The sequence below is a fragment of the Scytonema sp. NUACC21 genome (assembly GCF_054684315.1).
The window spans coordinates 66,424-89,954 of sequence record NZ_BAAFZH010000073.1 but is presented as its reverse complement, the minus strand read 5'-3'; the positions used below and the strand labels follow the sequence as shown (position 1 = coordinate 89,954).

The following is a 23,531-nucleotide window of genomic DNA, read 5'->3' as shown; positions in this document are numbered from 1 at the left end:
AGGTAAAACACACTTTCTCTGGAAAGCGAACACAACGTGCGTGGTACAGAAGTAAAGATGGTTTGAGAATTCATGCTGATGTTAACGGTGCGTTTAACATTGGAAGAAAAGTAATCCCAAACTCTTTTAATTGCTTGCAAGGGATTGTAGAAAGGGATAGAGGGTGTCTGGTAGTACATCCAAGGCGAATAACACCTTTGTTCTGTCCTACACATGATAAAAAAGGTGTTGCTTAAATCCAGGTATAGTAGTCTGTCTATATTTGACTATGTAAACTGGAACTATAACACTAAACCCCAATCTATAGGAGTATTAGGAAAATGATTGAAAATTCCCCTACAGACTTAGAAATCAAAGCGTATGAAAGCTATGATGCAAGCTATCAAGTTTACCTTGAGAACTGGCAGGTAGATCGTCAGGTAAGTCTCAATTTTATGCAACAGTACCTAAAACCGCAACCTCCACAAGTAGCTGTGTTAAGTGTAGGGGCTGGACCAGGTGATTTTGATGTACAAGTAATACGCACTTTGAAGCAGGCGCTACCAAAAGAATTAACGCTTCGTTACGTCGCGGTTGAGCCAAATCATCTACATCGGCAACGCTATGAGCAAAAAATCAATGTTCCAGAGTTTGCTGATGTTGAATTGAAAGTTTACCCGCAAAAAATTGACGAGTTGCAGACAGATGAAAAGTTCGATATCATTCACTATACCCACTCAATGTATTATATGCCCGGTCAAGAGAGGCGGCTTGTGCAAGAGGGAATAGAGATGCTTAAAGATGATGGCTTTTTAATCGTCACTCTTGACACTATTGACGCGGTGATATTTGACACAATGTTCAAGTATGCTGCTCTTACAGGAGAAGGCTTTTCAGATATGCTACATATGCAACAAATGCAGGAGATAGTTGAGGGGCTTGGGTTAAACTATAAATTAGAAACTTATCCAGAATACACGAATGTTCAACCTTGTTTTGAAGAAAATTCTTGGACCGGGAAAGTATTAATGGATTTTTTCTGTCAAGCTGACTCAAGTCTACTTTCACGCGAACAACGCGAAGAAATCTTACAGATATTAGCATCCAAAGTGATTGAACAGGACGGGCGTCAACTAGTACTTATGCCTGCAGCGACAATGCTTATTCCTAAATGCAAGCAAAAGTAGTCAGTAAATAAGCCATCCAAACAAAATAAAAGTTTACTCCCGCCCTCTCTCCTATAAAGAAAAAAGCTTTGAAATCCCCATTCCTTCGTAGGGAAGAGGGGGCAAAGGGGTTAGGTTGAGACAATAAAAAATGTTTAACAAAATATTATTCAACGATCGCCTATGAACAGGTTAAGACAGTTGTTAATGCTCACGCTAGCACTGTTGTTCGTAATGACAGCGTTTTTAATATCTCCTGCACAAGCCAAGGTCAAGAACTATGTGATAGGTAACTCCGCCGATGTTAATCCCACTCTCGCTGGACCCGCTTATGACTTAGGTGGTGGTGGTACGGATGTGGATGATGCTATTCAATGGTTAATTGATGAAGTGCGTGGTTGTACTGGCTGTGACACCAAGGTCGATTTTGTCGTTATTCGGTTTGATGATAGCGATGGTTACAAAGAACTATTTTCTATACTGGAAGGTATAGACTCGGTAGAGACTCTTGTCATTACTAACCGTCAGGATGCTAAGAACCCTGATGTTGCCAAGAAAGTCAAAAATGCTGAGGTAATTTTTTTTGCAGGTGGCGATCAATGCCAATATGTCCGCAATTTCAGAAAGACAGCGCTTGAGGATGCTGTAGAATCCGTTCATGCCAGAGGCGGTGGTATTGGAGGTACTAGCGCAGGCTCAATGATTCTAGGTGACTATATTTACTCTGCGTGTGGAGATACAGTTGTCTCTCAAGATGCTCTGGATGACCCCTATAAAGATATCAGTTTTACCTACGATTTTTTCAGTTGGTCAACCTTAAAAGGAACTGTCGTTGACACCCATTTTGACCAACGCGATAGAATGGGTCGCTTAATGACCTTTGTGGCACGACAGATTAGGGATGGAGTATCTGATAATACGTTAGGTATAGGTATTGATGAGAAAACCTCAGTAGTAGTGGATAAAATTGGTCGTGCGCGGGTTATGGGTACAGGTTCGGCTAAATTTATATCGGCTGAACACGATCCCGAAGTTTGTGAGCCTGAAATTCCCCTGACTTTCTCCAACTATAAAATTTGGAAAGTAGACACCGGGAATACATTCGACTTGAAAAACTCAGTAAAAACCGGTTTTTATCTTAAGAGTGTCAAAGAAGGGGAAATCACTTCCAATCTTCATGCCTCAAACTGAGCAATAAGTACAAGAAAACTCTTATGGGGTAGGCAGTCAAGTACAACCTAGTATATTTAATCACGATTTTGATGATTAAGTGCGTGAATTAAGCGGACACTAATTGTGCGATCTGCCCTCCGGGCAGGAGCGAAGCTATCGCGACAGGAGTGCCAAGAACTATAAGACACAGAAAGAGTGCAAGCAATAGAACACAAACTTTGAGCAGTATATAGGGAATATTATTGGGATATGGAGTGGTATGCATAATAACCTCCATTTTTAAATCAGTAACTATTTTTCAACTAGGTTTAAAACAAAAAACCCTTTTTTAATTTCCTTATAAAATAAAAATTTGAGGAACTTGTGAGGAAGCCATCTCGCTCTTAGCTTAATTCTGCAAAAGAGCGATCGCACTTTCTGCCAATCAATTGACACTCTACAGAGCTAGCAAACCAACTCAACAGTAATGAGTTAATTAAAAACCCAGCCAAAGCAGCCTCATCAAACATCAACATTTATCTGCTCTATTTGCTTAGCAGCTTTCTCCCAAAGCTTTGCTGAGGACTCATCTTGCCAATGAGTTCTCAAATTTTCTGCTTTTTTGTGACATATTCGCTCTAACATTTCCAAAATTGCGGACAATGTCAATTTATCAATTAATGTTTCTAAAATCTCCATATACTCTTTATGCATGATACTATTCCCAGGTTTGCAAATTCCTTTTGACAACAGCCATCACTATAGCTATGTACTCCATCTCTTCATACAGCAGAAACCATGTGTTCTGAGGCATTGATAACATAGCCATCCTGCATGCGAATAATTCGCTTTGTTTGTGCAGCAATATCGGGTTCGTGAGTGACAATAACTATCGTAATTCCTTCTTGATTCAATTGGGTAACCAAATTCATCACTAGACAAATCAATACCTTTTAGAATAAAGATTGGTATCTCCCCAAGGTAGTAGTTCTTTGTAATATTCTCCATTAAAATCATGCATACGATCAATTAATCACTCCGTAATGCTGCGATGGGGTCTAACCGCGCTGCGTTGCGAGCGGGAATCACACCTGCCACTAATCCGACACCCATAGAGAGGGCAAATCCCACAATAATTGACCAACTAGAGACAACGAACGGAAAGCTAAAAGCCAAGGAACACACAAAGGCAATGAGCACGCCGCTACCAGCACCAATAACACCGCCAATGGTGGAAATCGAAACGGCTTCAATCATGAACTGTGTCAGCACAGCAGAATTGCTTGCCCCCAAAGCTTTACGAATACCAATTTCACGGGTGCGTTCCACAACAGAGACCAGCATAATGTTAGCGATTCCAATGCCACCAACAATAAGAGAAATACTGGCAACCGCCACAACTAAAATTGTCAAAACTCCAATCACATTAGAAAAAGTACTAATCAAATCGGATTGATTCATAATCCGAAAATCATCATTATCTGGATTGTAAATATTGTGTCGCAATCGTAAAATGTTAGTGCTTTTGTAATTTATCTAGAAGGTGCTGAACGAGTCGGTAGGTGGACAGAAATAAACAGAACTACTGGAAAACTTGACAAACGATAGAGGACAAATGACCGAGGACAAATGACAAACCACGACACTTATGATTAACCCACCTTAAAATGACATCTAGCCTATTTTCTAAATTACAAATTTGTAATTTAAGCCAGAAGCAATCAAGCTAGAATCGAGTTATCAAATCCAAGTAAGTTGTTGTGATTGAACGGAAAATAGTGACAAAATATAACTGTTACTGCACCGCCAATGACAGATGACAAAGGACTCTCACTAATGACCAATGACAGATGACAAAGGACGGCGCTTACCTACTTAATTGTCATGAAAGGCTATCAGTTTCGCAAACCAGAATTATCATGAAACAACTGCGATCGTTTCGGCTTAGGATTGCTCTGTTGTCTGGATCTCTAGCTGGTAGCACATTAGTAGGGTTTGGTGCAGTTTCCTGGTTTCAGATTCATAATGCCAAAGTCAGTCGATTAGATGCAGAACTGGTAAATCAGTTAACTCTAACCAGTCTTATATTCCGAAAAGAGGGTTCTTCCACAGTAGAGCGTAACCCATCACCTCACCCCCGAAGACCATTACCCTTTGGTATGGGATCTGATACTAAAAATCCCATTGCTCTGCTGGTACTAAATGCCAATGGTAAGACAATTTTTCAATTAAACTCTTTATCCACTGACGTCGATCGAGTGAACAGCCTATTGCTCAGGCGTCTTGAATTAACACCTTCACCACCACCCCTTCCTAAAAAACGACCAAATCCATCCTCAAATCCACCGCCCTTTCGCCCGCGTCCCCCACAATTTGTTACGGAAAAGACAGCGACAGGAGCTTGGCGGATTGGATCTGCTAAATTTCCCCACAGTCAGATTGCTATTGCTGTGAGTCTGCAAGCTGTCAACCAAGAGATGGCTACGATTAGTAATATTTTCTTAGTTTCCATTCCAGTTGCATTGCTGCTGATTGCTGTTGGAGCATGGTTAATTTCCGGCGGGGCGTTGCATCCTATCGGTCAACTAACAGGCGTGATTCAGCAGGTGACAGTCCAAGGGCTGGCTCGGCGAATTCCCATTGGTACAACTGATATTGAGTTTGTCGAACTGATTCAGGTGTTTAACCAAATGCTGGAACGTCTAGAACGCAGTTTTACTCAAGCCTCCCGCTTCAGTGCTGATGCTGCTCATGAGCTAAAAACCCCACTGACTATTTTACAAGGAGAGCTGGAACGAACCCTGCAACTGGTTGAGCCTGGAAGTGAAGTGCAACAAAGCCTCAGTAATTTGTTAGATGAAGTGCGCCGCCTTAGTGGGATTATGCGGAAACTGTTGCTCCTATCTTTAGCCGATACTGGACAAATGAGCTTGTATTTGATTGAGGTGGATTTGTCTCGGTTACTTGTTGAGATGGCAGAGGATGTGGAATTGCTAGCTTCTGATTTGACCATACAAAGCGACATCCCTGCAGGACTCAAAGTACAGGGCGATCGCGATTTGCTCGTACAAGTTCTACAAAACCTGTTAAGTAATGCCATCAAATATAATCTTCCCAACGGTTGGATAAAAATTCATGTTGAGAAAACCCAGACCTTTGTTCAGGTAACAATCACCAACGCATCAAAAGACATTCCACAGAGCGATCGCGATCGTCTCTTTGACCGCTTCTATCGTGGCGACCCAGCGCGTTCCCGCCAGATCGAAGGAATTGGACTGGGATTGAGTTTAGCTCGTGAAATTGCTCGCGCCCATCGTGGCGACCTTACCCTAAATCCCGTATCTGGCTTTCAAACCGCATTTATCCTGACACTCCCAATAACTCAACCTACATCAACAGTAGGTGTTAAAGACCTTGTTCTTTAACCTCACGAAGATGATAAGCTATGGCGCTCTAGCAAACGTATCCAGCTATTGCGTGCTTGAGCATACTCACTTGGACATCTCGCCGCCCTGCTTTTTGGCAAAATTCCATTTTGGACGATATCAGCATATTTATTTGGATTTTTGCCATAAACTAAGCAAGCCAGACTGGCAAATCTTTGTAAATCCAAAGAATGCTCATCTGCAAATGGAATATTTCCACCTTCAACTTGTCCTTGTCCTTGTAAAGCAAATGCACGCGCTGTGTTGATAACTATTTCATCTGCTGAATCTTCTTCTTCTCCTTCCAACAAAATGATAGCAGCTAACGAATCCACAGCATCTTCTTCTCTTCCTGTTACTGGTATCTTTAACAAATCAACAAGAGCATGCCCTGTTTCATGTAAAACTACGAAAAATAAAACACTTGCCGCTTCTTCAAATGCTTTATCTACCGAGCCTTTAGGAGAATTTTTAGAGAACAATTCTGCATAATGGGTGAGCAAATCATAACAAATTTTGATAGACTGGTCGCCGGGATTGTAATAAGCATTAAGCTCGCCACATTCAGTAAAGATAATTGGTACATCAGTTGGCAAAGTTAACTCAAAGCTATTTAGTGCTTCTCCGATGGGTTCCAATGCTTTCGATTTTCGCAATTCTTTTTGTAATTCTCGATAAAACGGGCTTTTTACTTCTCCATAAACAATACGGAATTTTCCTGGTTTGTACTTTGTTTGTGCAACAAGGTTTTTTTTGGGTTCACCAGCGCTCGCCTGACGGTTCTGCCCCATCAATAAACCAGCGGTTAAGTTGGTACCAAGAACACCACACAAAGAAATAGCGAAGGCTTTTTGAAATAGCGATTTTCTTGAAAACAAGTTAATAGCTCGAGCTAATGGAAATATATGTTTACCCATGTAGTACCTTGAACACAAAAAATAAGAAGTGTAAGTAAGTCGGCGTAAATAAACACAACTAAGAGTTAGATCTGTTAGTGGTTAGTTGTTAGTAGTTACGCTGGCTTTAAGGCTCTTAACAGAATTCCACATAGTTATGTTTTATTTTGCCGACTTATTTATTAAGAGAGAGGGTTACTTCTTTAGCTACATTAACACCTGAGACGATTCCTGAAACGAAGTCTTTTTTATTACAAAAACTATTTTCTCTCATCTTTAGTGCTGTGAAGATTTCTTTAAATAATTTCCCGTGTTATTACTTAAATTCATTATGGAAACTTTATAAATAGGTCAGTTTGGTTTGCCATCAAGTTATGCGATCGCTGGTACCCTTAAAGCCTGATGATAGAAATATGTAGCTTGTGGGAAAAATAACTTACAAAGAAGAAAACGGGGCAAAAGGAACAGAAGTTCTTTATACCAATTTGAAAAAAAGAACGTAACACATGGATAATCACCCTCCCCAATCCTCCCCTTACTAAGCTACTGTAGTGTACACAAATTGAATTTACCCCCTTTAATCCACGCCACTTGCGGGACTGTCACCGAAACCCGCCCATTGCAGTGGCTCCCCCTTATAAAGGGGGGAAGTCAGCAGATTCAATTCCCTCCTATCAAGGGTGGAAGTCAGCAGATTTCATTCCCGAACCTTTATAAGGGGAGGGCTAGGGAGGGGTAAAACTAACGCTAACATCTCCGTCTGTTAACTATTTCAGACTTATGTAGACCACCCTAGCTTTAGTAAGGGGAGGGTTGCCCGATAGGGCGGGTGGGGTTATCTGTCGCCGATATTTTTTGAATCGGTACTCTTGTTTGTTCCTCCCTCTAAATAATGAGCAATGACAAATGACGAACCTAACTTTGTGAAGGGATATGGATTTTATACCTACAAATCTTATTTATAAAATAGCATCTAGTAAAATACCGCTCCGTCTATTTTTAATCATTCCTTTTCTAATTCAAATTTTTACTGCTGTAGGGTTGATAGGATATTTTTCATTTAAAAATGGAGAAAGGGCTGTCAACGATCTTGCCAATCAACTAGAACAGGAAATCAGTTCACGAGTTAATCAGCATCTAGATCAATTTTTAGCGATGCCCCATCAAATTAATCAGCTTAATGCTAATGCTGTTGAACTAGGAAAACTAGATTTGCGAGATTTTCAGAGTGCAGGGCATTACTTTTGGAAACAAATGTCTGTGTTTGATGTTGGTTATATTTACTATGTGCTAGCTACTGGAGAATATGCAGGTGCTGGTATCTTCTTAGATCCAAAAAAAGTGACTATCGACGAACTCTCTGCCAACACTAACAATAAAGCCAATACTTACGCTACAGATAGTCAGGGAAATCGTACTAAGTTGATGGTATCCTACAATAACTACCATCCTCAAGAAGAAGCAGCTTATATTGATGCAGTTAAAGCTGGAAAAGCTATATGGAGTAAGGTTTATCAATGGGATAACTTTCCCAACATTATTTCAATTTCTGCAAGTTATCCGCTTTATACCAAGACTAATAAACTTAGAGGGGTACTGGTGACTAACTTGCGGTTACAACAAATAAGTGATTTTCTCCGCAAGTTAAAAATTAGTTCTTCAGGTAAAGCATTTGTGATAGAACGTGATGGGTTAGTTATTGCTAGTTCTGGTACTGAAGAACCTTATACTTTATCTAATGGTAAAGCACAACGTCTAAATGTGATTAATAGCAAAGACCTTCTGATTCAATCTACAGCTACCTATCTAACAAAATATTATGGTGATTTTAGGAAGATTCAAAGCCGACAAAGTCTTGACTTTATGTTTCAAGGAAAGCGCCAGTTTATTCAGGTTGCTCCCTGGCGGGATAAGTTTGGGCTGGATTGGCTGGTTGTTGTAGTTATCCCAGAAGCTGATTTTATGGAGCAAATTTATGCAAATAATCAGACTACTATATTGCTATGGTTGGGTGCTTTAGGAGTGGCAATAATATTGGGGATTTTTACATCTCGCTGGATTGTAGAACCTATTAAGAAATTGAGGTTAGCCAGTCAAGCGATCGCTTCTGGAGAAATAGCCCAAACTGTTGATTTTAAAGGAATAGAAGAATTAGAGGCTCTAGGTCACTCCTTTAACCAAATGGCAGTACGGTTAGAATCTTCTTTTAAAGAATTAGAAATTCGTGTTGCTCAACGGACAACTGAATTACAGCAAAAGAATGCCGACTTAGAAAAAGCTTTAGAAGAACTCAAACGCACTCAAGGTCAATTGATTCAATCAGAAAAAATGTCTAGTTTAGGGCAAATGATAGCAGGAATCGCTCATGAAATCAACAACCCGTCCGGGGAACATGAATACGATGGGGCGATTGCCACCTTCAACTAAACGAGTGAAAATTCTTTGAGGATCTCGTAACTGCAAAGCACTAGTTGCATCCTCAATGTCTTTGCACACCAGCACCCGACGACGATCGAATTCGGCACGCCCTACTTGCAGCGTATATGCCACATCGGCTAAGTTCGTATTGGGATGTTGTTTGAGGTGTTGAACTAAATTTTCCGTTGCAGTTTCCAGAGCCGAGTCAGTTTTAGCAGAAAGTACCAACAACTGAATCGAGCGAGAAGGGCTAGAAGGTTCCAGTACTGGTGCTTCTTCTAGAATGACATGAGCATTAGTCCCACCTATACCCAAAGAACTGACACCAGCACGGCGAGGGGTATTTCCTGCTCTCCATTCTGTCAGCTTTGTACTAACATAAAAGGGACTATTTGCAAAATCAATCTTGGGATTGGGCTGCTCAAAATTCAAACTAGGTGGGATTTGTTTGTGTTTCAGGGCTAAAACAGTTTTAATCAGTCCTGCAATACCAGCCGCTGCATCTAAATGACCGATGTTTGTTTTGACTGAACCGATCGCACAAAAACCTTTTTTCTGGGTACTGTTACGAAAGACTTGAGAGAGCGCTGCAATTTCAATAGGATCGCCTAATGCTGTGCCAGTGCCATGAGCTTCAATATAGTTTATTGTCTCAGGCTCAACTCCCGCAAGCATCATCGCTTCGGCAATGACCTGGGCTTGACCATTTACGCTAGGCGCTGTATAACCAACTTTACCAGAACCATCGTTATTGATAGCTGAGCTTTTAATGACAGCATGAATGCAATCACCATCCGCGATCGCATCTCCTAATCGCTTGAGAACGACAATTCCTACACCATTACCAATAGTTGTACCCTGCGCTTTGGCATCAAAAGCATGACAGCGACCATCAGGAGATAATGTTCCTCCTGGTTCGTGCAAATAACCCGTTTTTTGTGGTACGTGGATAGAAACCCCACCAGCTAAAGCCATATCACATTGATAATTCAACAAACTTTGGCATGCGAGTGTTGTAGCAACTAATGAGGTAGAGCAAGCTGTTTGTACTGTAATACTTGGTCCAGTCAGATTTAATTTATAAGAAACACGGGTCGTCAGAAAGTCTTTATCATTACCAATTAGGGTTTGATAGCATTGTGCTGACCCTATGCGATCGCGATTTAAATCCAAGGAATAATAGTTATTGAGGCTAGCACCAGCGTAAACTCCAATCCGACTTGTACACCTAGTGGAATCATAGCCAGCGTTTTCCAATGCTTCCCAAGCACATTCCAAAAAAATCCGATGTTGCGGGTCAGTAATTTCTGCTTCTTTTGGATTAAAACTAAAAAATGAAGCGTCAAACAAATCGATGTCTTCTAATATAGCACTGGCTTTTACATAATTGGAATCGTTTAGTATAGCAGGGTCTATTCCATCAGATACTACCTCTTCATCTGTAAAGACAGAGATTGACTCTATACCAGATTGTAAATTCTGCCAAAACTCCTCAATACTTTTAGCACCGGGAAAACGCCCTGCTATACCAATGATGGCAATGGCTTCCATTGATTCATTTGTTTCTGAGCTACCCATCATTTGTTTTTTCTCTTGCTTGATCAATTGTGCATGGATGCTAGGTCAAAAGTATGTTGTTCGATTACCAATCCGAGCAAATATGGAATTTACTTACGGTCGTAGCAGAATCAAACGCTGCGACCATAATTCCATAAGCTCCTCAACGATTCCTTGCGCTTTTCCTTCTTCAGTCTCGCCATTTTCCTGGAGGAGGTTCCCCAGAGTTCTCTCGCTGTTTGCCAACGTCAAAATACGAAAGACTTCGGCTGACACCCCTACTTGAAACTTCGTATCGTAATTATTCCCGATATAAAAGAAATTGCTAAACTTGCCGTCTGAACTAGACTTCTTAACCTGATGCAACGAAATATGTGGAGGGAGTGAAAGTCTAACAGACAGATAATTCCGCCAAGATACCTCCTTCTTTTTAATTAAATACTCTCCGATAATGAGATAGTCCAATCCCGTAGTTAAAAAACAAACCACTGCATCTTCAACAGAATCTACAATTGGTTCAACGTTATTGTTGAATGACGTGTTTAGCACAACTGGAACGCCTGTCAACTTTTTAAAAGAGTGAATTAAATCCCAATATCTTTCGTTTGCTTTACGTGATACAGTTTGTATTCTTGCTGTTCCATCAACATGGGTTACCGCCCCTAAAAGGTCGCGTTTTTCTTTTCTAACATTGACTACAAATATCATGAATGGGAGTTGTTTTTGATTAGATGGAACTTCAAAAAAATCATCAACTTCCTCTTCTAAAATAGATGGGGCGAAAGGTCTGTACCCTTCCCGCTTTTTAATCATTTTGTTGATACGCTCTTTATTTTCTTCCGGACGAGGATCTGCAAGAATACTTCTGTTCCCTAAAGCCCTAGGTCCAAACTCTGAGCGCCCTTGAACCCATCCCACAACATAACCACTTGCCAGCAACTCTGCTGTCTGTCCACCTACATCCATCAATTGCTCGAAAGCAATAAAATCTTGCCATTCCCTCAATTGGCTCAACACTGAGGAGTCGCTCCCGATATCTGTTCCCCAGTAAACATGCTCCAGTTTGAAAAACTTCTTAGCCATTGGCTTTGCTTTATAGTATGCATATAAGGCTGCTCCTAAGGGACATCCTCCATCATGAGCCGCAGGCTGTACAAATACATTTTCAAACATTCCGGAGTGCAATATTTTTCCGTTAAGAGTACAATTATGCGCTACTCCTCCAGCCATACATAGATTTTTCAGTTTGGTTTCCTGTTGATAAAATCGAATAACATGAAACGCTATATCCTCCAAGGCTTCCTGGAGAGAAGCAGCAATATCCTTATGCGTTTGTGTGAAGGGTTCCCCTTTCCGACGTGGCACCCCCAAATCAAACAGCGAGATTATCTTGTCGGAATGAATCACATAATTTCCCTTGGGAAGTAATGTATATAGTGTTTGGAATAAACCTCTATATCTTTCAGGATTACCATAAGGAGCTAATCCCATGACTTTGTACTCATCAAAGTTGCCATAACCCAAAAAAGCTATTATGTTGTTATAAAAATGACCAAGAGAATTCGAGATTGAAATATCGGCTATTTGTTTAAGTATTGTCCCCTCTCCTTCAAAAACCATACCAGAAACACCATCACCTTGCCCGTCGAATGTGGTAACAAGACTTTTTTCATAACCAGAAAGTGCCAGTGCGCTCATGGCATGTGCATGATGATGATGAACAAAACAGAGCCTATCTGGATCTATTTCAGAGTTTAATCCTTTACGTAAAAGATCCAGAAAAAAAGTAACGGCGTCAATTGTTTTTATCTGAGGATTCTCGAAAAAAACTTGCTTCAAAAACTGCTCTAATAAATTCTTTGAGGCATAAAAGGCAATCAAGTCTATGTCCTGTAGTTTTACGCCGTGGCTCTTCAAGCATAACTGTAATGATTGAGTAGGAAACTTGTTTGTATGTTTTATTCGATTGAGCCTTTCTTCCTCGATTGCAAAAACCACTTGTCCATCTTCAATCAAAACGGCTGACGAATCATGAATTTCTGAAGGCATATAATTTTCATGAATTAGTTCTGTTCCTCCACCAAACCCTAATACTAGCATTTTTTACTCCTTCTCAAAAAGTCACAAATTCACAAAAGCATCTTTGCCAATTTTTGCGTGCTGGTTAACATCGACTTTCAGAAAAGTCACTCCAATATCGATTGGGAAAATTTAATATAGTCGCAGTTGCAGCAACGAAAAATAAATTCAATTCTGCTGTGGCGCTTCAAAGTCCATTCAAGGAATACCAACCAGATCGAATGGAGGTCAACAGCAACAAGCAATCTGTGCAGGACAGGAAGGTTGTTAGCTACTTTAGATGTGAGGGCAAATGATGATGAAAAGCTTCAACGGCACGCGTTACACCGTTTTCTGCCTGAATTCGTTTCCCCATGACCGCTGCACGCTCCTGCATTTCTTTGTCAGTAATGGCAGCTAAAATTGCAGATGCAAGCCTTTTGGCTGACAACTGCTTTTGTAGAATTGGTGTCGGTCCAAGACCTAACTTTGCTACCCTACTACCCCAGAAAAATTGGTCGCTAATGCTAGGAATAATAATCGTAGGGACGCCAGCATGCAGGCTGCTCATTGTTGTTCCACAACCACCATGATGCACAATTACTGCGACTTGAGGGAACAACCATTCATGAGGAATCCATTCTGTGATATTGAAAATCTCTTCTGGTAGTTCAGTATCATTATCCAAACTCTGCACAATAATTCTATGTCCCGTCAGCGCTAATACTTTTAGCACTATTTCCTTATTCAAAAACCTGCGATTCATGTTATTGCTGATGTATATTGGTGGTGCTCCATCTGCTAAAAAATTCACTAGACTAGCAGGTGGTTGCCAATCTGTTGGTCGATCTAAAAACCAATAGCCAGTAACGTAGAGCCAATCTGACCAATCAGATGGTTTAGGCAGAACAGAGGGACTATAGCTGTAGAGACAAGGTGTTTGCTGCTGGTGCATCCGACGCATTATACCTGACCAAGGTGGGAGAGGAGACAAGTTCAAACTTTTCTGTCGCCATCGATTGAGCGGCTGCTGAAAAAGTTGCCAGCAAAGCTGGTCAAACAAGGAATAGCTTAGCCAATTATAAGTACCTCCCATATGAAACCTACATGGCATATATGGAACAGGAAAAGCATTCGTTTGATGATGGGGCTGAGCAAAGGCGGCGTAACTAGGTACACCCAGTTTTTCGACAATCTCATAGATTGGATGTGCTCCTTCGCCAAAGATAATTGCTTCTGCATCTTGACAAACACGCCAACACTCAGGTAGTACACTTTCCTCATAAACTCGCAGCAGCTTGCTTTGATAAAGTATGCTACGGAAGGTGTGGTGCATGGGAGGTGGGTATTCGGCTTCCTCATTGCTGGGATTGATGGAAACATAATTAATACCATAACTGCTGACTATTTCTTGATGTAGATTATTTGTAGCTAGTTGAACTGTATGACCAGCCCGTTGTAGTCCCAAAGACAAGGCAATATAAGGTACTATGTCACCAGCTGAACCCCATGTTACAATTGTAATTTTCATAATGAGTTTTCTTAATTCACTTTCTGAACTTCATTTTTTTAGGCTTAAGGTAACTTAAATGACTATAAATTTGCCGTCGAGTATCTTGAAATGCTCTACGACCATGCAAAAATCTTGAATTATCAATCATTACCATGTCGCCACTCTGCCACGGGATCACCCCAGTCAATCTATCCATGATTGTGTTAATTTCATCGATAACCACATCAGGAATCAATGAACCATCTTCAAAGGTTACTCTCTGGGGTCTTGCTTGTAAATAAGTTACTAAAAATTGTGGTAGAGAGCCAAAAAACTTTCCCAAGGTCGAATTAGTATACATCTCCAGCAAATAAGACTTTATCTTTTCCCACCTCCCTTGCTTGTGATACCACGGTATAATGCTATTAGCAAATGCCTTTGTGCTAGAGGTTCTTGTGTTTACCACAGCTGAGCAATTATATTCCATATGGATAGATCGATCGTCTCTGACAAAGTAATTTATTTCCTCAAACTCTTCCATTGCTCGCTTCGCATCATCAAGAGTGGAATCTGAACCAAAAAATAACTTCCAGCTATCAACATCAAAATCAAACATAAACTTCAGCTTTTTGGAAAGAAATAGCTGTTTCGTCTGTTCACTCAACTCCTTCCAAACCTGTACACCATCCCAGAATAAAGTTTCACCATCCTCAACAGCAGGCACAGCACAGCAAAACCAAACAACATCAGGTCGAAAGGGACTTACGGCATTTTCACAATGAGGAGGAATATAATCAGTGCCGTTATCTACTAACTGGATAAATTTGTCTGGAGAACCTACAATTTGTCTTTCCGGATCTCGGACATATTTAGAACTAAACTTTCCAGAAAATTCTACCATCTGTTCGTAATTGACCCCAAATCCTCGAAAAAGAAGAAGACCAAATGAATTGAACAGGTCTAAAACTTCTTGCTCTGGAAGGCTAAGAATATTTTGGCGATTATCATTAAAAACTATCTTGGCATCGCTAGTTCCAAATGGTGCTATCTTAATCATTGTAGTCATAACTTAGAATTGATAGTTTTACCTTTAAAAAGTTTTTCGATTCTGCTTTAGCAGTAATTGTTTTCGTTTTTCTAAGGCTTCTAGTTGCTTCTGAACCCGAGCGTGCGTCTGTTGAAACAAAGGCTGCTCTTCCGGTTTTTGATTTAAATATTGTGCTAAAGATTTGATAGTTGGATTTTGAAATATTTCTACAATTGTTAAATTTTGGTGCAAATTTTGCTGCAGTTTACTATGAACTTGAACTATCAACAATGAATGACCACCAAGGTCAAAGAAATTGTCATTTACACCCACTTTCTCTAAGTGCAGCACCTCTTGCCAAATATTCGCGATCGCTCGCTCCATTTCAGAACGAGGAGCTATGTATACCTCTTCTAACTCTGGGCGATCGCCATCTGGCACAGGTAAAGCACGACGATCTACTTTGCCATTCGTTGTCAACGGCAGTGCCTTAAGCTGTACAAACACCGACGGCACCATATATTCTGGTAGCTGTTCTTTAAGAAAATTCCGCAGGTCACTAGTGGTAAGCGCTGTCTCCGTGTTGGTAACACAATAAGCCACTAAACGCTGATTTCCCGGTAAATCCTCCCGCATCAGCACCACTGCTTCTTGAACTTCTGGATGTTGTTCCAGTAAACCCTCAATTTCTCCAAATTCAATACGGTAACCACGCACCTTTACCTGATAGTCAATCCGCCCCAAAAACTCTAGATTTCCGTCGGCTCGATAACGGGCTAAGTCCCCAGTCTTGTACAATCGCGCTCCCGGCTCGCTACTAAAGGGATTTGGAATGAATTTAAGAGCCGTAAGTTCTGGTCGATTCAGATAACCACGGGCTAAAGGGACACCACCAATGTATATTTCACCCGGAACTCCAATCGGTACTAACTGGTGGTATTGGTCTAACACATATAATAGAGTATTAGCTATCGGCTGTCCAATAGGAACTGAGCTTGACTTAATCTCACCCTGAGGTACTCGATAAATACAACATCCCACAACAGTCTCTGTTGGACCATATTCATTTACCAGCATTGTATCAGGCGCAAAGGATTTCCAGAAGTTGATGCTTTCTGTCAAGAGGTTTTCTCCTCCAATGATGAACGCTCTGGTTCTGCCTGCTACTTCTTGTGGCGATAATTGCTGAGAGAGTAGTAATAGTTCAGCTGGTGTGATTTTAACAAGGCTCAAGTTTGACTCTTGGCGAAGTGCATTCCCCAAAGATTCAATGCTTTGGTCTTCGGGAATAAGTTCTACCTGACGCCCAACTAATAATGGTGAGAACAAACTTGTGATAGTTAAGTCAAAAGCAAGAGAAGAGTGAACAGTGGTTCCTTTTCCTTGCTCAACTGCATATGCTTGAGTACACCAGTTTAAGTAGTTGAGTAATCCCTTATGAGGAATTAATGTTCCTTTAGGCTTACCAGTGGAACCAGAGGTGTAGATAACATAAGCTAGGTTGGCAGAATTTGTCTCGCAGACGGGGCTTTGTGAAGGCTCTTGAGCAATTTCTTTCCAATCCGAGTCTAGACAAACTACCTTGGTGGCATTCGTTGGCAATTTCTCTATCAACCTCTGCTGAGTTAGCAGTATTGGAATTTGGGTGTCTTCTAAAATGAAGCCTAAACGCTCTTTGGGATGTGCAGGATCTAAAGGCAAGTAGGCTCCGCCAGCTTTTAAAATACCTAACACTGCAACTACCATTTCCAGAGAGCGCTTCATGCAAATACCAACAAGTACCTCTGGTTTTACACCCAACTTTTGCAGGCGATATGCCAGCTGATTCGCCCGGTTGTTCAACTCGCGGTAGGTCAATTGCTGCTTTTCAAAGATGAGTGCGATTGCATCTGGTGTTTTTTCTACTTGTGCCTCAAACAATTGATGAATGCATTTATCTTCAGGATACTCTGTCTTGGTATCATTCCACTCCACTAATAACTGCTGTAGTTCAGGTGGCGTTAATAATTGCAATTGTGAAATACATTGTTCGGGATCGCTAACTATGCCTTCCAGTAAAGTCTGGAAATGCCACAGCATCCGGGTAATGGTATCTGCATTAAATAAATCCGTGTTGTACTCACAAGTCGCAACCAACCCTTGCTCGGAATCCTCCATAAATAATGTCAAATCAAACTTAGATGTACCGTTATAACCCTCCTCATGACTGACTGATATATCAGGTAAATCTAAATTCGGTATTGGAACATTCTGAAGAACGAACATCACCTGAAAGAGTGGGTTGTAACTCAGGTCTCTTTGTGGTTGTATTTCCTCTACTAACTTTTCAAAAGGTAAGTCTTGGTGAACATAAGCTTCTAAAGCTGTTGACTTCACCCGTTCTAGCAACTCTTGAAAACTCAGATCACCAGATAAGTCTGTACGCAGTACCAAAACATTGACAAAAAATCCTATTAATGGCTCAATTTCTGCTCGGTTGCGACTGGCAATTGGCGAACCGACTAAAATATCAGTCTGCCCTGTGTAGCGATAAAGCAAGATTTTGAAGGCTGTAAGCAAGGTCATAAACAGAGTTACTCCCTGCTGACGGCTCAAATTCTTCAGTTCTTTTCTCAGAGTTTGGGGAAGAACTAATTTCGCTTGAGCGCCTTTGAAAGTTTGAACTGACAATCGCGGACGGTCAGTTAGTAAATTCAATACAGGCAAATCGCCGCCTAACTTCTCCTTCCAATAGTCTATTAGGGTTTGAATATGCTCGCTTTTTAACCACTGATGCTGCCAGTATGCAAAATCTATATATTGAATGGGTAATTCAGCAAGTGGAGAGGGTTTTGCTTTTGAGTATGCTTCATACAGTGCTGCGAGTTCTTTCATAAAAACTCCCATAGACCAACCGTCTGCAATAATATGATGCAGCGTAAACAGCAGTCTGTACTCTTGTTCAGCTAAGCGTAGAAGTTTTGCACGCCAAAGTGGTTCGTTCGACAGGTCGAAGGATTGTTGAGCTACGAGAGTAGATAAACGTTGCACTTCTTTTGTGCGTTCACTCTCTGATAATTCTCGTAAATCCTCAACTGACAAAGTTAAAGCTGCTGCTGGTTTAATAACCTGAACGGGTTTACTTTCACTGACAACAAAGTTTGTTCGTAAGATGTCATGGCGTCTAATAATTTCATTTAAGCTTTGTTCTAGTACAACTACGTTAATATGCCCTGTCAAATTAATAATAATAGGAATGTTATATGTAGGATTGTCAGGAGCTAGCTGATTGATAAACCACAATCGCTGTTGGGCAAAAGATAGAGGGTGAATTTGCGTAGTTTTTTCAACTGGAATCAAGGAGACTGACGATTGAGAAGTTGTTGATGACAGTTCAGCAAGTATCTTAGTGGAGAGCGATCGCAAATTCAAATTTTCAAAAAAGTCAGCTACAGATACAATAACTTCCAAGTCAATCTCAATTCGGTTTTTTAACTCAAAAACTTTAATAGAATCGAGTCCTAAAGAGCTTATTGGCTGTTGAGGTTTGATTTCATGCGATGGAATAGAAAGTACCCGTGCAATATTGTCTTGAAGATAAGACTCCAACAGTGGCTGGCACTCCTGTGGAGTGAGTGATAAAAGAGCTTCACGCTGCAACCTATTTTGCTTTCCATTAATGTTAGTAACTTTTTGAATGCTATTGGCAACAACTTCTAGTTTACCTGCTAAAAAATCGGCTTTTGTGGCACGACGTTGAATTTTGCCGCTGGAAGTTTTAGCAATACTGCCAGGTTTTATGAGCACCACAGCATAGATTTGCACCTCATATTCTTCGGCAACCGCTTGACGAATCGCTGCAATAACTTCCTCAAGATTTGGTTTGGCACGAAACTCTAACTCTTGCACTACGACCGGTTGTTCTTCGTTGCTTACCGCAACCGAGAAAACTGCACCACTACCTAAACGTAATGATGGATGAGAGCGTTCTACAATTAACTCTATATCTTGTGGGTAAAGGTTGCGACCGCGAATAATAATTAAGTTTGGTGGTGGAGCGATCGCAGCTGGTGGTGGCGGTATGGCTCTTGGTACTGTTGTGCTAGGTGGTATCACTTTTTTACCAGCGTTGGCAATTGGAGGCTTTTTTGCAGCTCGTGAAGGTGAAAAAGCCATGACAAAGGCACGAGAATACGAAGCCAAAGTCAACAAAGCTATTACTGAAATGAATGCTGCCAAAGACTATTCACAAAAAATCAAACAGCGGATTACAGAGTTGAAAGGCATATTTGAATCTCTTAACACTCGTGCTGTTGCTGGTCTTAACGAACTTGAATCTCAACCTTTTGATTCAAAGAGTGATGCTGAAAAGTTTCAACAGGTAGCAATGGTAATGAAGGGACTTGTAGAAATTTTGAAAACCCCTGTTTTGAATAGCGAAGGGAAACTTAATACTGGCACCGTAACCATTATAGAAAAATATCGCATTTTACCTGGTAAATAAACATGATACCTAACAAAGTTCCTGTGGAAGTCGTGAGTGGAGTTTCAGCGGCTGAATGCTTACGTGATATTGTTCAAGCTTACTCTGAATATAGAATAGTTGCGGAAGAAGAGCAGACGAAACGCAGTGGTATAGAAGCCTGGGAAAAAACAACAATTGCTCAGATTAATGCCCAACGAGATGCTCTAGTAAAGTATCTTGAACAGTCGTTTGATGAACGTGCTAAAAACTTTTATTTCTTATTTGAAAAAGTCGATCGAGCCATAATCAAATGTGATGAAAACCAGTTGGCTTTATCGTTAAATTCAATAATAGAAATTGCAAAAAACAGCCCATTTAAAGACCTTGCTGATTTGACATTAGTAAGAGCAGCGCTTAATGACCCAGACCATGAGTGGGAATTTTAAACCACATTATTTTAAATAGAAAAAGAATAGGCAATTAGAATGAGTTGGGAAAATTTTCAAGAAGCTGTTAACGTAGCTAATGACTGTTCTGAAAATGACTAGCTTTCTGGTTGCCCTTACTATCAAACTGAAATGTGTTTACATCTTCAATTACTTCAAAACCTAGAGCAAATTTACCAAATTTAGAAGTAACTAGACATATGGATGAAATTATTAGAAAAGTTGCTGCTTTGGGATTACCAGGTGTGTTGTTAGCAATTACAATAGCTACTACAGGTTTTGCTGGTGGTGCGGCTCTCACAACAGCGCTTGCTGCCCTTGGTGGACCTGTTGGAATGCTCGGCGGTATCGCAGTTCTTGGAGTTGCAGGCTTAGTTGCTGATGCTGTTGCTAAAATCGGCATTGAGAATTTTCTTGTAGGAGTTTACTGCAAACGACGAATAAATGAGTCACATAGCAGCCTTTTAGCTGAAATTCGTAATCTACCTGTATCACAAGACTTGAAGAATAAGCTAGAACTGGTTGTTAGGGATGGCAGAGGTTGTTAACAAGATTTTTGCCTTGGTCACCTTCCCAAGACTCTCAATAAAATACTCCTTCTTCAGTGTCAACATGTCTGCTGAAAAAGACTGCATTTATTCTCCTGATTTGACAGCAGAATTTGTTTGCGATCGCTCCTGATTCACCCATTAACAGCAACCAATGACCAGTTCATCCCTATACTTGAAAGTAGGGAATTTAATTAGGAATCAATTTCTTTCTTTTACCTTAAAATCGCAAGCTATCGCACTTACCCTAGTGTCAAAACTCCTGCTGGCAAATCTGCTACAAGTCGCTTGAGTTGCAGCCAATTCACACCTAAGAGAATATCCGGAAGTTCATCTCCTCCCAAGACTTCAATAGCGAACTGCTGTTCGTCAAGAAGTACAGCCCCTTGATAAAGATTAAAGCGTGCTTCGCCCCACGCTGTTTGCATGTCCCTTCTTTCATGAATATTCAGGTTCCATCCAAGACTTAAAGCATCTTGGTTATCAATTGCTAGCCAACCTGTAAAACCTGTGTCTAAAACTGCATTGGCTAGAATAATATCACCATCGGCAGCAACCAAGCCAATTTCAAAAATTAACTCTCCTCTACTACTCAATTCTCCTGAAATCATATTCTGCCGCAGGTTCCCGTCTCGTTAAGGCGCATGATCAGGCGCAGCTTATCAGGGTATTTTTCACCAGCTTTTGTTCTTGCAACGGTTTCATCCGGATCGATAAAATAGTCACCACTGTCAGGCTCTATGACTATAAACCAATCATAATGGTCTTTGATGAGTTCTGGTTGAACCCTATCAAAAATCAACCGACATCTTTGAGCAAAGGCTTCATCTTCCGCTTGACGTCTTGCTTTTTCTTCAGGAGATAATTGACGTTCTGGAAACACTCTTCCTCGACGCGGAGTGCGGTTATTTGATATCTGAGTCATGTTTTGTTTATCTTTATAATCGGGAAAATAGTGACCTATTGTAATTCTAGCGATGCGATCGCCTAAGGTAGTCAAAGTGTTGGTAACACAGAAGAAAAAGTCATCACCGGGACAATTACACTTACCGTGACACCAGTACCAGGTATTGGAAAACCCTGCAGTACAAGAAGTATTACTTATACCAAAATTGTGACAAAAGAAATCTGTCCGGGTGCAAAAACAGCCCGGATAAACCAGGCTGAAAACAAACTATTCGTTATCTCGATCTTAACTACGAACCACCTCAAAAACAGCAAAGAAACAAAACGACCATTACACCTACACCGGCTGCTTTTGCGCTTGCGTCAAAAATGCAGTTTCTGGCAGCCCATAGCGGGTGTTGCTGCGGCAGTTGTGTCACTGTTGGTAACGCTGTGGAAACTCTAGGTTGCACCTAACGATTAAGTCGTTAGCGCCCCATCATCTAATGATGGGGTTTTAGGTCAATACGGTTCAGATAAGACCAGAACCCCGATTGGGAACACAACGTAGAGACGCGCCATGGCTCGTCTCTACAACGTGATTATTTACTGTGTTGCTTAAATAGCAATTAGTTAAGATGTTTTTATGTTGATAGATTGGTTGAATAAGTTTTTCATATTCAACCCAATCTTCAACCATTTAACCATGACTTCAACCAATCCTAATGCAGTAGGCATAGCTGAAACCCATGTATATTAGTAAAAAACGGAGAGGGAGGGATTCGAACCCTCGTTGAAGTTTCCCCCAAACAGCATTTCCAGTGCTGCGCCTTCAACCACTCGGCCACCTCTCCAGGTGTCACGAATTATCATTGTATAGCCAATTCTATTAAACTGCAACTAGTTTGCATCTAAAATAAGCAAAAATCTCAAATCCAAAATTCCGATGTCCCAGAGTTACACTGTTAGAGTTCGCGATCGCGCTAAGGGCATTGTCCACACGCTCCAAGTTCCTGATAACCGCTACATCCTGCATACCGCTGAAAAACAAGCTGTGGAACTGCCGTTTTCTTGTCGGAATGGGGCTTGCACCACTTGTGCCGTGCGGGTGCTGTCAGGAGAAATTTATCAACCTGAGGCAGTTGGGCTGTCCCCAGAATTGAGGAAGAAAGGATATGCTCTGTTGTGTGTCAGTTATGCCCGTTCCGATCTAGAGGTAGAGACACAGGACGAAGATGAAGTTTATGAACTTCAGTTTGGGCAATATTTTGCTAAGGGGAGAGTTCGCAAGGGTTTGCCCTTAGATGAGGATTAAAAAAGCGGTTAGTTGTTAGTTGTTAGTAGTTAGTAGTCTCAACCACTCACCGATAACTACTGACTACTAAGTAGGTGGGCAGGAATAAATAGAACTATATTACAAAATGTAAATTCGTTGGCAAGCCTTACCAATGACGAATGACAAATGACCAAGGACGACCTGCTTAACAATTGACCAATGATGCGAATTGCAATAATAATCTTTCTCTTACTGCTGGTTGCTTGCCAACCCCAAAAGAAAACAACTGAAGAAAGCCCACAGTTGGTGGTTAAAGTAGCACAGGTAGTGAGTGGGCAAACTTTAGAAGTGGTGGGAATGGGCGAGCAACCTAACTTAATTACTCAAGTGCGGTTGATTGGTATGGATGCACCAGATTTGCAGCAACGTCCTTGGGGTGATGCTGCAAAACAACGCTTGGAAACGCTGATTGGCGGCGAACAACCTGTCATGCTGGAGTTTGATGTGGAAGTGAAAGATAAATTCGGAAGGACTTTGGCTTATGCGTGGAAAGATGGAGTGTTGTTAAACGAACAGCTGGTGAAAGAAGGACACGGGCTGTTTGTGCCGCGATCGCCAAACCTCAAATACGACAAGCGTTTAGAACGCGCCCAACAATGGGCTAGACTCATGGGCGCAGGCATTTGGAACCCAGAAAAACCCATGCGTCTCACTCCAGCTGAATTTCGCCGTCAGTATAGGTAGGAGATGGGGAAAATAACT

Annotated in this window: 20 protein-coding genes, 1 tRNA gene and 2 pseudogenes; 9 read left to right on the top strand and 14 right to left on the bottom strand. The window is 41.1% G+C overall.

Annotation, left to right across the window (positions count from 1 at the left end):
• Positions 1 to 320: 320 nt before the first annotated feature.
• Both ACYRY3_RS14475 and ACYRY3_RS14470 read left to right on the top strand, forming a co-directional pair.
• The gene (locus ACYRY3_RS14475; protein WP_460202344.1) at positions 321 to 1,166 is read left to right on the top strand and encodes a class I SAM-dependent methyltransferase; all 846 of its coding nucleotides are present in this window, start codon (positions 321 to 323) and stop codon (positions 1,164 to 1,166) included.
• A gap of 162 nt (positions 1,167 to 1,328) precedes the next feature.
• Positions 1,329 to 2,336 (top strand): cyanophycinase, encoded by a 1,008-nt coding sequence (locus tag ACYRY3_RS14470; protein ID WP_460202343.1) that lies wholly within the window; start codon positions 1,329 to 1,331, stop codon positions 2,334 to 2,336.
• An 88-nt stretch (positions 2,337 to 2,424) separates the two neighbouring features.
• On the opposite strand, the gene ACYRY3_RS14465 is transcribed toward ACYRY3_RS14470, so the two are convergent.
• From ACYRY3_RS14465 to ACYRY3_RS14445, 5 genes and pseudogenes are all read right to left on the bottom strand, one after another.
• A complete protein-coding gene (locus ACYRY3_RS14465; RefSeq protein ID WP_460202342.1) occupies positions 2,425 to 2,583 on the bottom strand; it encodes a hypothetical protein in 159 nt (52 codons plus the stop codon).
• A 118-nt stretch (positions 2,584 to 2,701) separates the two neighbouring features.
• The gene (locus ACYRY3_RS14460; RefSeq protein WP_460202341.1) at positions 2,702 to 2,833 is read right to left on the bottom strand and encodes a hypothetical protein; all 132 of its coding nucleotides are present in this window, start codon (positions 2,831 to 2,833) and stop codon (positions 2,702 to 2,704) included.
• Entirely contained in the window at positions 2,820 to 3,011 is a 192-nt protein-coding gene (locus tag ACYRY3_RS14455) for a hypothetical protein (RefSeq protein ID WP_460202340.1), read from the bottom strand. The genes ACYRY3_RS14460 and ACYRY3_RS14455 overlap by 14 nt, the downstream gene beginning before the upstream one ends.
• Before the next feature lie 68 nt (positions 3,012 to 3,079).
• Entirely contained in the window at positions 3,080 to 3,229 is a 150-nt protein-coding gene (locus ACYRY3_RS14450) for a hypothetical protein (RefSeq protein WP_460202362.1), read from the bottom strand.
• A gap of 97 nt (positions 3,230 to 3,326) precedes the next feature.
• A pseudogene (locus tag ACYRY3_RS14445) lies at positions 3,327 to 3,827 on the bottom strand (ABC transporter permease); the annotation flags it as partial.
• Between the two features lie 389 nt (positions 3,828 to 4,216).
• Here ACYRY3_RS14445 and ACYRY3_RS14440 point away from each other — a divergent pair.
• On the top strand, positions 4,217 to 5,722 hold the full coding sequence (locus ACYRY3_RS14440; protein ID WP_460202359.1) for an ATP-binding protein: 1,506 nt from the start codon (positions 4,217 to 4,219) through the stop codon (positions 5,720 to 5,722).
• Positions 5,723 to 5,724: 2 nt separating this feature from the next.
• Here ACYRY3_RS14440 and ACYRY3_RS14435 read toward each other — a convergent pair whose 3' ends face one another.
• Complete coding sequence (locus ACYRY3_RS14435) at positions 5,725 to 6,639, bottom strand: DUF4344 domain-containing metallopeptidase (protein ID WP_460202339.1); 915 nt, start codon at positions 6,637 to 6,639, stop codon at positions 5,725 to 5,727.
• Between the two features lie 912 nt (positions 6,640 to 7,551).
• Between ACYRY3_RS14435 and ACYRY3_RS14430 the strand changes: the two genes are divergently transcribed.
• A complete protein-coding gene (locus ACYRY3_RS14430) occupies positions 7,552 to 9,045 on the top strand; it encodes a cache domain-containing protein (RefSeq protein WP_460202338.1) in 1,494 nt (497 codons plus the stop codon).
• Here ACYRY3_RS14430 and ACYRY3_RS14425 read toward each other — a convergent pair.
• From ACYRY3_RS14425 to ACYRY3_RS14405, 5 genes and pseudogenes are all read right to left on the bottom strand, one after another.
• A pseudogene (locus tag ACYRY3_RS14425) lies at positions 8,983 to 10,614 on the bottom strand (type I polyketide synthase); the annotation flags it as partial. The gene ACYRY3_RS14430 and the pseudogene ACYRY3_RS14425 sit on opposite strands and share 63 nt — an antisense overlap.
• Before the next feature lie 93 nt (positions 10,615 to 10,707).
• Positions 10,708 to 12,693: a carbamoyltransferase family protein gene (locus ACYRY3_RS14420; protein WP_460202337.1), complete on the bottom strand. Its 1,986-nt coding sequence runs from the start codon at positions 12,691 to 12,693 to the stop codon at positions 10,708 to 10,710.
• A 250-nt stretch (positions 12,694 to 12,943) separates the two neighbouring features.
• A complete protein-coding gene (locus ACYRY3_RS14415) occupies positions 12,944 to 14,182 on the bottom strand; it encodes a glycosyltransferase (protein WP_460202336.1) in 1,239 nt (412 codons plus the stop codon).
• A gap of 16 nt (positions 14,183 to 14,198) precedes the next feature.
• A complete protein-coding gene (locus tag ACYRY3_RS14410; protein ID WP_460202335.1) occupies positions 14,199 to 15,209 on the bottom strand; it encodes a TauD/TfdA family dioxygenase in 1,011 nt (336 codons plus the stop codon).
• A 24-nt stretch (positions 15,210 to 15,233) separates the two neighbouring features.
• Positions 15,234 to 19,265: an amino acid adenylation domain-containing protein gene (locus ACYRY3_RS14405; protein WP_460202333.1), complete on the bottom strand. Its 4,032-nt coding sequence runs from the start codon at positions 19,263 to 19,265 to the stop codon at positions 15,234 to 15,236.
• Between ACYRY3_RS14405 and ACYRY3_RS14400 the strand changes: the two genes are divergently transcribed.
• From ACYRY3_RS14400 to ACYRY3_RS14390, 3 genes are all read left to right on the top strand, one after another.
• The gene (locus ACYRY3_RS14400) at positions 19,231 to 19,653 is read left to right on the top strand and encodes a hypothetical protein (RefSeq protein WP_460202332.1); all 423 of its coding nucleotides are present in this window, start codon (positions 19,231 to 19,233) and stop codon (positions 19,651 to 19,653) included. The genes ACYRY3_RS14405 and ACYRY3_RS14400 overlap by 35 nt on opposite strands.
• A gap of 2 nt (positions 19,654 to 19,655) precedes the next feature.
• The gene (locus ACYRY3_RS14395) at positions 19,656 to 20,060 is read left to right on the top strand and encodes a hypothetical protein (protein ID WP_460202331.1); all 405 of its coding nucleotides are present in this window, start codon (positions 19,656 to 19,658) and stop codon (positions 20,058 to 20,060) included.
• A gap of 200 nt (positions 20,061 to 20,260) precedes the next feature.
• Positions 20,261 to 20,608, top strand: a complete 348-nt coding sequence (locus ACYRY3_RS14390; RefSeq protein WP_460202330.1) for a hypothetical protein — start codon at positions 20,261 to 20,263, stop codon at positions 20,606 to 20,608.
• 242 nt (positions 20,609 to 20,850) lie between these two features.
• On the opposite strand, the gene ACYRY3_RS14385 is transcribed toward ACYRY3_RS14390, so the two are convergent.
• The 3 genes from ACYRY3_RS14385 to ACYRY3_RS14375 all read right to left on the bottom strand — a co-directional run bounded on the left by ACYRY3_RS14385 (position 20,851) and on the right by ACYRY3_RS14375 (position 22,347).
• A complete protein-coding gene (locus ACYRY3_RS14385) occupies positions 20,851 to 21,219 on the bottom strand; it encodes an aspartyl protease (protein WP_460202329.1) in 369 nt (122 codons plus the stop codon).
• Positions 21,216 to 21,533, bottom strand: coding sequence for a hypothetical protein (locus ACYRY3_RS14380; protein WP_460202358.1), 318 nt, complete (start codon positions 21,531 to 21,533; stop codon positions 21,216 to 21,218). The genes ACYRY3_RS14385 and ACYRY3_RS14380 overlap by 4 nt, the downstream gene beginning before the upstream one ends.
• A gap of 727 nt (positions 21,534 to 22,260) precedes the next feature.
• Positions 22,261 to 22,347: transfer RNA gene (locus ACYRY3_RS14375), tRNA-Ser, on the bottom strand.
• Between the two features lie 92 nt (positions 22,348 to 22,439).
• Between ACYRY3_RS14375 and ACYRY3_RS14370 the strand changes: the two genes are divergently transcribed.
• Positions 22,440 to 22,808 carry a 2Fe-2S iron-sulfur cluster-binding protein gene (locus ACYRY3_RS14370; RefSeq protein WP_460202328.1) on the top strand — a complete coding sequence of 123 codons (369 nt, stop codon included), beginning with the start codon at positions 22,440 to 22,442 and terminating at the stop codon, positions 22,806 to 22,808.
• Between the two features lie 180 nt (positions 22,809 to 22,988).
• Positions 22,989 to 23,513, top strand: a complete 525-nt coding sequence (locus ACYRY3_RS14365; protein ID WP_460202327.1) for a thermonuclease family protein — start codon at positions 22,989 to 22,991, stop codon at positions 23,511 to 23,513.
• Positions 23,514 to 23,531: the final 18 nt, after the last annotated feature.